This window comes from Caldicoprobacter faecalis, assembly GCF_900115765.1.
In the GTDB taxonomy this organism is placed as follows: Bacteria; Bacillota; Clostridia; order Caldicoprobacterales; family Caldicoprobacteraceae; genus Caldicoprobacter; species Caldicoprobacter oshimai.
This window is the reverse complement of record NZ_FOXR01000052.1, coordinates 1-9,229: the sequence shown is the minus strand read 5'-3', so window position 1 is coordinate 9,229 and position 9,229 is coordinate 1. Positions and strand designations below refer to the sequence as shown.

Genomic DNA, 9,229 nt, shown 5'->3' with positions numbered 1-9,229 from the left:
GTCTTTCCGTGGTCTACGTGCCCTATCGTACCTATGTTTACGTGCGGTTTCGTCCTCTCAAACTTCGCCTTTGCCATCTCTTCTTTCCTCCTCCTCTTGTTTAACTCCATTTACGTTTAAGTTTTTGTCCTACTTTTTAGCAGAAAGCTTGCCAAAAGCAAAAATAAAAAATTATACTGTCTTCTTGTGTTTGCTGCAACAATCATCTCCCTGCTGTTCTTCCTTGCCACACTCTTCCCGGTTATTAATAAATGGAGCCCATGACCGGACTTGAACCGGTGACCTTCGCCTTACCATGGCGGTGCTCTACCGACTGAGCTACATGGGCGCAAAATAAAAACTAGATTGGAGCGGGTGATGGGAATCGAACCCACGCCGCCAGCTTGGGAAGCTGGAGTTCTACCATTGAACTACACCCGCATCTTTTTCCTACAATCTACAGCAACATATATTGTAACGTGATGCAATCCATTTGTCAACATCTTTTTAAATTTTTTATTCTCTTGGTTCTTGGTTCATAGTGGCGTTCTTCAAGATAGCGCTCAAGTTTTCTCTTGACCCGTTGTAAGGCGTTATCTATGGACTTCACATGCCTGTCCAAATCAATAGCTATCTCTTGATACGACTTCCCCTGTAGATAGGATATGAGAACCTCTTGCTCCAAATCGCTTAAAAGCTCATTGATCTTGTTCTCGATGTTCATGAACTCTTCACGGCTTATTATCAGTTCTTCTGGATCGGAAACCTTAGCTCCTGAAATAACGTCCATCAATGTACGATCCGACTCCTCATCGTAGATGGGCTTATTGAGGGATATATAGGAATTCAACGGGATATGCTTCTGCCTGGTAGCAGTTTTAATGGCAGTGATAATCTGCCTCGTTACACACAGCTCAGCAAAAGCACGAAAAGAAGAAAGCTTGTCCTGCCTGTAATCCCTAATGGCTTTATAGAGCCCAATCATCCCTTCCTGAACGATATCCTCACGATCAGCGCCTATTAAAAAATATGACCTGGCCTTTGCCTTCACGAAGTTTTTGTATTTGTATATCAAGTACTCCAAAGCCTCTGCGTTGCCTTTTTTTGCATCCTCTACTATCTCTTCATCCAGCATCAACTGGAAACGGCTGTATTCATTTGCTGCAGCCTCAGCCTTCACCCCTATCTCCCCCAAACCACACCTTGTAAACTACCACCCACCTATAAAGGGGATTGCTTTGTGAGAAGCTTGGTAGTTCAAGCTACCCTTCTTCCCACTGGGTGGTTCACGCACCCACTACTGACTATCTGCTCAATAGCAGACTCCCCAGCTACTTTGAGTCATGTATATTTGCTACAAGAAAATGAAATCTTCTTGCGTATTTGTCGATAAATAAACTTCTACCACCCCATCAATTTTAAATTATATATCATCCAACACACGGAAGTCAAGCCATTAGCAGCATTTATCGACTCTACGATACATCTTTTTGGCCAAGTACATGCCAGGACAATATCCTCAACTTCTCTGCCTTAATACTTCATACATCAATATCCCGGCTGCAACAGAAGCATTCAAAGAATTGATTTTCCCTTTCATAGGAATGCCCACCAAGTAATCGCATTTCTCCTTAACCAATCTTCTGAGTCCTTTGCCTTCACTTCCAATCACCAGGGCTATTGGACCCTTCATATCCTGCAGATTATATGGCGTAGCTTCTGCTTCCGCCCCCACCACCCAGAGCCCTTGCTCCTTTAAAAATTCCAAAGTAGAGGCGACATTTGTCACCCTTGCAATGGAGACATATTCCACTGCCCCTGCAGAAGCCTTGACCACGGTAGGAGTTACCCCCACCGCTTTCCTTTTGGGAATGATAATTCCATGAACGCCGCAGCACTCAGCCGTCCTTATTATAGCGCCAAGGTTGTGCGGATCTTCTACACAGTCGAGCATCACCACAAAAGGCGGCTCACCGGCCTGTCGAGCCCGCTCCAATATATCCTCTACCGAGACATAAGCATATGGCACAGTCAATGCAATTATGCCCTGATGCGCTCCCGTCTGGGATATGCTGTCTAGGCGCCTCCTATCAACCTCCTGAACTACAATTCCTCTCTCCCTGGCTATTTTCAATATATCCCTGACAGCACCCTCTCGACTGCCTTTTGCAACCAAAATCTTTTCGATGGGCCTGCCCGCCCGTAAAGCCTCCATAACTGGATTTCTGCCTTCCACCTGCCACTTAAAATCCTCGATCCTATGCATATCACCCATCTACTTTAATCCTCCATACTCCCTATAGATCTCTTCAAATTCCCTTCTCACTTCAGTAGCCCTTCCGCAGGTCATCTCCCCCTCAGGACATGCACCCCTGACACACCCCGGTCCAGCGTTCATAAAGATGTTGGGGGCCACCTGCAGCACCAACTTCAGCATTTCCTTGGCCAGATTCCTTATCTCCCACTGGGCTCTGTTGCAACACCTTAAACTAAAAAAGTGCAACAGTTCACGAGCGTTCATGGTGACCATGAACTTCGTTTCGGCTGCATTGGGCAGGACAAACCGCGCATCCTCATTGGAAGCTTCTCCCTTATCGCCCAGCAATTCCACCCATTCATCATACCAGCTTTGAATGATAGCCATTTGCTGTTTGAACTTATCAATGTACGGCTGCCCCAAAGCCTTTATGCCCTGTGGAATTATGTAATTGAAAGTTTTACCGCCTTCAGACCTCTCAGACACGTACCTTTGCGATTTTACGCTGAAGCTGGCAATTCGATGGCGGGTTATCTGAGCCAACAAGCTCCTCGATACGCCCTCCACCCCAAACGTGAAGCTTGCATGCTCAATTGGCGACAGATGCCCCATCCTCACAAGCCGGGCTATAAAGCCGGACTGGTCATTGCGCGCAATACCTTCTTTCAGAGTATCTATGTCAGCCGATGAATAGCACAGCTTAGCAGCCATAGCTACAACCTCTTCCGGGTTGGGCGTGTAGTTCAACAATTCTACATGCAGATTAACCTCGCTCACCTTTTCCCCCCTCTTTGGCATTGTCTAATATATAGTCCAATATTTCAAATAGCCGTTCATCTCTACCTGTTAAATACAAATAGCCCAACAGCGACTCAAACCCTGTGGCCAACCTATAATCCGCCACACTGGCATTCTTGGGCATGGTCCCTGGTTTGGCATTTCTACCCCTTCTGACAATATCCTGCTCCTCTTCTGTCAAAAACCTCACGATATGGCGAAGGGTATCAGCCTGCCCCTTGGCCCGCACAAAATCGATGGCTTTCACATGCAGCTGATGCACCGGCACATTATAGGCCATCACCAAATAGGTTCGCACAAACAGGTCATAAATGGTATCGCCTATATATGCCAGGACAAGGGGATGCGCCATCCTCACGTCGGCTTCATCAAATTTCTTCCCCAGCCTTTTCTCTAAATGTTCAAGCAGTTCTTTCATCAACAGTTCAGCTCCACAGCCAAATTTAAAGAAAAATTAAAACTTTGTAGCTATTATACACCAAAAAGTCGCACTTATAAAAGGGGCTGAGCCTTAGCATCAGCCCCTTTTATTTTTAAAAACCTTATATGTTCTCCAGAGGCTTCACATTTCCAAACGTGGGCACAGGTCCATTCACCGGTGCAGCCCACCTTACCGCATTCTTTATGACGCGCTGTACTTCTGGCTGATAGAAAATGGGAAATGTCTCATGCCCTGGTCTGAAGTAAAAGACCTTTCCACGTCCCCGGTTATAGCAGCAGCCACTCCGGAACACTTCCCCTCCAGCAAACCAGCTTATAAACACCAGTGTATCAGGCGCAGGAATATCAAACCTCTCCCCGTACATCTCAGTTTGAGGAATTTCAAAATACTCGCCTAACCCCTCTGCAATGGGATGTCCAGGCTCCACCACCCAAATGCGCTCTTTCTCACCCGCCTCTCGCCATTTTAAATTGCAGGTGGTGCCCATCAGCTTTTTGAATATCTTGGAGAAATGTCCGGAATGCAAAACAATGAGGCCCATACCGTTTAAAACCCTATCGTATACCCTGTCCACAACATCGTCTCGTACCTCATTGTGCGCCATGTGTCCCCACCAGATGAGCACATCCGTCGAATCCAGTACCTCTTTAGTAAGTCCATGCTCTGGCTCGTCCAGCGTCGCTGTCCTTACTTCAAAGTCGGGCTCCTGAGACAAAAAATCCGCAATAGCCCCATGGATCCCTTTAGGATAGATCTTAGCCACATTTTTATCGATCTTTTCATGCCGATTTTCATTCCATACCGTTACCCTTATAGTTTTACCCATTTAAAACACACCTCTCCTCTTTTTAAACTGGACGAGTTAATTCCACCCTTACAGGCGGTCATAACGAAGATGACCAACACACCATCGATATTTACTTCGACTTCACAGCTTCAACGCTTTCACATTTACGCACCGTCATCGACCAGGAAAAATGCTCCAACACATTATTATGTTAACATTTTTTACATGAAAAATCAATCTTGCAAGCTCATATTTTATATTGACACTCATGTCTGTTATCGGGTATAATATGGGACGATACAAGCATTTGCAAAAACGATGTAGAAAGGAAGATGTTTTATTGCCAAAGATCGTTGACTTCGAACAAAGGAAACAGGAAATCGTCGAAAAGGCCATGAAAGTCTTTATTGAAAAGGGATATCATAAAACAAATTTGGCGGACATAGCCAAAGAGTGCAATATAGGTCGCACCACGCTGTATCAATACTTTAAAGACAAGGATGAGATCTTCGATTATGTGGCTGAACAGTTCTCTAAAAACTTGGAAACTGATTGCAGAAATATATTGGAAAATAAGAAATTATCAGCTGCCGACAAATTAAAAATGATTATCTCCCTGCTCACCCTTCAATATCAGCTGGAAAAAAACAAAATGCTCATGATGATAGAGATGTGGCTTCTCTCGAAGAGAGAAAATGATACCCTGAAAAGAAAGCTTGAAAAGCACATCAACGTACTGAGAAAGGTGTTTGAACAACTGCTTGACGAAGGAATAAAGACAAAAGAATTCAAGGAGATCAATCCCAAAGCCATGGCCTTTACTATCTCCTCTTTAGTCGAGACTTTTGTGGTACAAGCAGCTTTTGCTAACAACATCTCATATCAAGAGCACTTGAATAACATCTACGCACTCCTCAACGGCCTTAAGGCATAATTTTTTTAAGCTTTTAATGACATATGCGTCTATTTAGACACATATGTTAATAATATAAAAAAGGGGGAAATGCGAATGAAATGGGCAAATCAACTGATCAGTTCATTTCTATTGAAGGAAGGCATTAGTTACCTGGAAAAAGACCCTATAAACAATCTACCCAAAATACTGAATTGGGCTGAAAAGATAGCGGTCAAAGAAAACCACAAAAGTGCCATTAACACCTTTCGGCGAATCATAAGCGATCCTGACAATAACTGGAACAAACTGATAAACAGGGTACTCACAGAAACGCATCCCAACGTCCAAAAGAAGTTTCTCATCAACTACTTTGTAAACGCCGGAATGGCAGGGAACCCCATAATCGATGCCATGAAGGAAAAGCATAAATGCAATATCCCCTGGGCAATACTGATGGATCCCACCGCTGCATGCAACTTGAAGTGTACCGGCTGTTGGGCAGGAGAATACGACAAGGCAGCCTCATTGGATAACGACACCATGGACCGAATAATTACAGAAGGCAAAGAGCTTGGAATCTACATGTATGTTCTGTCGGGTGGCGAACCCCTTGTACGTAAAAAAGACATACTATACCTGGCAGACAAACACAACGACTGCCTGTTCTTGGCCTTCACTAATGGAACACTTATCGACGAAGAGTTTGCAAGAGAAGTACAAAAGCTGGGCAATATGATATTTGCCATCAGCGTGGAAGGCATAGGCGAAACGACTGATATGCGGCGTGGTAAGGGCACCTTTGAAAAGGTAATGAAGGGCATGGACATATTAAAACAACACGGTATAGGATTTGGTTTTTCAGCTTGTTACCATCGCTATAACACAGAAGAGGTGGGCTCGGAAGAATATATCGATTTCATGATAGAAAAGGGATGCCTGTTCGGTTGGTACTTCACCTACATGCCTCTGGGCAAAGATGCTGACCTCAACCTCCTAGCAACGCCTGAGCAAAGGGAGTATATGTATCATCAGGTCAGAAAATTTCGCGATAAAAAGCCCATATTCTTGATTGACTTCTGGAACGATGGCGAATACGTACACGGATGTATTGCAGGAGGAAGGCACTATATCCATATCAACGCCAACGGAGATGTGGAGCCCTGTGCCTTTATCCACTATGCCAACGTAAACATCAAAGATGTGAGCCTGCTGGAAGCTCTAAAATCGCCGCTTTTCATGGAATATAAAAACAATCATCCGTTTAATAAAAATCATCTGCGGCCCTGTCCATTGCTTGATAATCCTGAAAAGCTCAGGGAAATGGTTCACCGTTCCAACGCCTATTCAACGCAACCTATAGACAAGGAGTCTGTAGATGAGCTGGCCGCTAAATGCGAAAAAGTAGCCGAAGAATGGGGCAAAGTTGCAGATAGGCTTTGGGTAGAATCAGGAAGGCAGCTGGATTAACCAGCTGCCTTTCCATTTACACCTATTGCACACTTCACATTCCCCTTATTCAAAGCAAAGACCTTTGTGACAAACCATTACAGGATTCCACTTAAGAAACCATAATTGGTTAAAATGTATATCACCAGACCTATAACAGCTAGCATCAAAATGACTTTTAAAACCTTAAAGGTAATTTTGGCTATTAAATAGATGGCCCCAACGGCAATTATGATAGTTATGATATCTGTCATAGCTTTTCTCCCTTTCTATGCACCACGGCTTATCCACACCGTCAACCGTCAAAATGTACTTTCAAGCTATCTTATAGCAACTTCCTTCCCCGTTTCAGCCGACTTGTAAATGGCATCCAGTATCTTCATTATCTCCAAGCCATCCGCCCCGGGACTCAAACACGGAGTGCCGTTTAATATACAATCCACAAAATGCGCAATCTCCCTATTAAACATCACCTGAACGCTGCTCTTTGACGCATCCATCTTGGGAGCCCAATCCACCAGATATCCATCCTTTTCACCCATTATTTGCAGTTCAGGCTCCAAAGTCGCCCCTGCCTTTGAGCCATACAATTCTAAATACAGCTGGTCATTCTTTATATTTTGCGTCCAGCTGGTCTCAACAAATACCGTAGCACCATTATCAAACTTCACCATTGCCACAGCGCTGTCTTCCACGTCGTTATACTCGCTGTAATCAGCAGACTTATACCAGCTGATCCCTTTTATATGAGAGCGAGAACCGATGTAGTTAAAAGTAGAGCCCACTGCCGACACAGCCTTGGGTTTGCCCATCAGGAACCACACGAGGTCGATGATATGGACGCCCAGGTCAATAAGCGGCCCTCCTCCCGAACGTTTCTTATCGGAAAACCACCCACCTGGGTTACCGCACCGCCTTATGCACCCAGTCTTTGCGTAATATATTTTGCCCAGCTCCCCTTGTTCAATGATGGATTTCAAAAACTGAGCGTTTTCACCAAATCTCCTTACAAAACCCACCATCAAAAGCTTTCCTGTATTCTCTGCAGTATCAACCATAGCCTGAGCTTCTTGGGCATTCAATGCAAGCGGCTTTTCACACAGCACATTGACCCCTGCCTTTAAAGCCGCAATGGTGGCAGGAGCATGGCCATTATTCCATGTGCACACGCTCACCCCATCCAGCTCAACCTCTTTAAACATCTCGTTGTAATCAGCATATACATGGGGGATGCCGTACTGCTTTGCGACCTTTTCGGCCCTTTCGGCATTGATATCGCAAGCCGCCACCAATTCCACATTCGGCAATTGCTTATACGCCTGTATATGGACATGGCTAATGGAACCCACACCAATGATTCCAATTTTTACCCTGTTTTCGCTCATCATTTTTACCCCCTTAAATTTTTCATGCTAACATGTAAATTATTCAAACGCCTTTATCTTCTCCTTCAAAAAGATGACAGCCTGCCGGATGTCTTCTTCAGGTTTCTCCCCCACTTCTCTTTCTATTGTAAGAAACCCGCGGTAACCTATGTCATACAACGCTTTCAGATATCGATCAAAGTCTACCTGGCCTTCCCCCAAAGGCGTCTCCTTAAAGTAATCCTCCAGGCGCAGATCCTCTATACCGCCCTCCGCAAAAAAGTTGTATATGACTTCCGGATCAGTCTGCTTTTTCATAATTCCATCCTTGGCATGAGTATGAACTATGTAATCCCTCAACGTATAAACTGCTTCCACTGGGTCATCGCCCGTAACCATGACCAGGTTTGCAGGGTCAAAGTTCACCCGCACGCCGCTCGACTTTAAGCTGTCCAAAAACTTCTTGAGGGTGACAGCTTTCTCTGGCCCAGTTTCAATTGCAAAGTATGCCCCTACGCTGTCACCATATTCAGCCAATTCACCACACGCATCCTGAAGTATTCTCCATCTGGGATGATTTTCGTCCTCTGGAATGACGCCGATATGCGTAGTAACGACATTTGCTTCCAAATCCTTAGCCAGGTCCATAATCCTTTTAGATTTCTCAATTTTCCAGGGATTGTCCTCAGGCTTGGTAAAACCATGGCCTCCTAGGTCACCACATATAGCCGAGACCACCAGCCCATTGGACTTTATCATATCAAGTATCTCTCTGCGCTGGGCTGCGCTCAGATTTTCCGGAGCCATACGCCCATATGTAGCGTAAATCTGTATCCCTGTAGCCCCCACTTCTTTAGCCTTCTTTATGCCCTCTTCTAATTCCACGCGAAAGGAATCGACCATAACTCCTATTTGAAAGGCCGCCATTTGAACATCCCCCCGTTCTCTTAGATCTTAGCCTAATTATATCATAAAGTTTCTGATATGACTATAAATTTTAAAACAAGTTTTCACAGAAAAAATCCATTTTCTTGAAATTGAGGTTGAAAAAATGTGCAAAAATATAGTATATTGAAATTACAATAACTCGCCATAAAAGATCAAGTCCAAATTTTTGTGTAAAATTCCCTCTGGCTAGAATCAGGTTAAATTATCACCACTAATCTTTAAATTTTACTGCTTCCGGCTTCTTTTAGGTCAAGGATTCGCTATCGCCGGGCTGCGCCCGTCCTTGACCTAAAAGAGCCTCCAGCAGTTTTAT

General features: G+C 44.5%; 10 protein-coding genes, 2 tRNA genes and 1 pseudogene. 2 read left to right on the top strand and 11 right to left on the bottom strand.

Annotated elements, in window-relative coordinates; all coding sequences use genetic code 11:
• The 8 genes and pseudogenes from BM241_RS13255 to BM241_RS11470 form a co-directional block, all read right to left on the bottom strand.
• Positions 1-77 (bottom strand): annotated as a pseudogene (locus tag BM241_RS13255) (GTP-binding protein); the annotation flags it as partial.
• A 175-nt stretch (positions 78-252) separates the two neighbouring features.
• Positions 253-328 (bottom strand) — tRNA-Thr (locus BM241_RS11500).
• Positions 329-346: 18 nt separating this feature from the next.
• A tRNA-Gly gene (locus BM241_RS11495) sits at positions 347-420 on the bottom strand.
• A 55-nt stretch (positions 421-475) separates the two neighbouring features.
• Positions 476-1,159 (bottom strand): RNA polymerase sporulation sigma factor SigH, encoded by a 684-nt coding sequence (gene sigH, locus BM241_RS11490; protein WP_278292872.1) that lies wholly within the window; start codon positions 1,157-1,159, stop codon positions 476-478.
• 339 nt (positions 1,160-1,498) lie between these two features.
• On the bottom strand, positions 1,499-2,254 hold the full coding sequence (gene rlmB / locus BM241_RS11485) for a 23S rRNA (guanosine(2251)-2'-O)-methyltransferase RlmB (protein WP_092282850.1): 756 nt from the start codon (positions 2,252-2,254) through the stop codon (positions 1,499-1,501).
• On the bottom strand, positions 2,255-3,013 hold the full coding sequence (thyX, locus tag BM241_RS11480) for an FAD-dependent thymidylate synthase (protein WP_025748473.1): 759 nt from the start codon (positions 3,011-3,013) through the stop codon (positions 2,255-2,257).
• The gene (locus BM241_RS11475; RefSeq protein ID WP_092282849.1) at positions 3,000-3,452 is read right to left on the bottom strand and encodes a Mini-ribonuclease 3; all 453 of its coding nucleotides are present in this window, start codon (positions 3,450-3,452) and stop codon (positions 3,000-3,002) included. The genes thyX and BM241_RS11475 overlap by 14 nt, the downstream gene beginning before the upstream one ends.
• Before the next feature lie 124 nt (positions 3,453-3,576).
• The gene (locus BM241_RS11470; RefSeq protein WP_025748475.1) at positions 3,577-4,302 is read right to left on the bottom strand and encodes a ThuA domain-containing protein; all 726 of its coding nucleotides are present in this window, start codon (positions 4,300-4,302) and stop codon (positions 3,577-3,579) included.
• Between the two features lie 301 nt (positions 4,303-4,603).
• On the opposite strand from BM241_RS11470, the gene BM241_RS11465 reads away from it, so the two are divergent.
• Complete coding sequence (locus tag BM241_RS11465; RefSeq protein ID WP_177206169.1) at positions 4,604-5,197, top strand: TetR/AcrR family transcriptional regulator; 594 nt, start codon at positions 4,604-4,606, stop codon at positions 5,195-5,197.
• A gap of 75 nt (positions 5,198-5,272) precedes the next feature.
• Positions 5,273-6,625, top strand: coding sequence for a radical SAM/SPASM domain-containing protein (locus BM241_RS11460; RefSeq protein WP_025748477.1), 1,353 nt, complete (start codon positions 5,273-5,275; stop codon positions 6,623-6,625).
• Positions 6,626-6,702: 77 nt separating this feature from the next.
• Here the strand turns inward: BM241_RS11460 and BM241_RS12550 are convergent, their stop codons facing one another.
• From BM241_RS12550 to BM241_RS11450, 3 genes are all read right to left on the bottom strand, one after another.
• On the bottom strand, positions 6,703-6,858 hold the full coding sequence (locus tag BM241_RS12550; RefSeq protein ID WP_156925130.1) for a hypothetical protein: 156 nt from the start codon (positions 6,856-6,858) through the stop codon (positions 6,703-6,705).
• 66 nt (positions 6,859-6,924) lie between these two features.
• On the bottom strand, positions 6,925-7,989 hold the full coding sequence (locus BM241_RS11455) for a Gfo/Idh/MocA family protein (RefSeq protein WP_092282847.1): 1,065 nt from the start codon (positions 7,987-7,989) through the stop codon (positions 6,925-6,927).
• A gap of 39 nt (positions 7,990-8,028) precedes the next feature.
• Complete coding sequence (locus BM241_RS11450; RefSeq protein ID WP_025748479.1) at positions 8,029-8,895, bottom strand: sugar phosphate isomerase/epimerase family protein; 867 nt, start codon at positions 8,893-8,895, stop codon at positions 8,029-8,031.
• Positions 8,896-9,229 lie beyond the last annotated feature (334 nt).

Excerpts from the sequence above, each read along its gene's own strand:
- BM241_RS12550 (WP_156925130.1), bottom strand. The coding sequence starts at position 6,858 with ATGACAGATATCATAACTATCATAATTGCCGTTGGGGCCATCTATTTA.
- BM241_RS11470 (WP_025748475.1), bottom strand. The coding sequence starts at position 4,302 with ATGGGTAAAACTATAAGGGTAACGGTATGGAATGAAAATCGGCATGAA.
- BM241_RS11460 (WP_025748477.1), top strand. The coding sequence starts at position 5,273 with ATGAAATGGGCAAATCAACTGATCAGTTCATTTCTATTGAAGGAAGGC.
- BM241_RS11455 (WP_092282847.1), bottom strand. The coding sequence starts at position 7,989 with ATGAGCGAAAACAGGGTAAAAATTGGAATCATTGGTGTGGGTTCCATT.
- rlmB (WP_092282850.1), bottom strand. The coding sequence starts at position 2,254 with ATGGGTGATATGCATAGGATCGAGGATTTTAAGTGGCAGGTGGAAGGC.
- BM241_RS11450 (WP_025748479.1), bottom strand. The coding sequence starts at position 8,895 with ATGGCGGCCTTTCAAATAGGAGTTATGGTCGATTCCTTTCGCGTGGAA.
- BM241_RS11475 (WP_092282849.1), bottom strand. The coding sequence starts at position 3,452 with ATGAAAGAACTGCTTGAACATTTAGAGAAAAGGCTGGGGAAGAAATTT.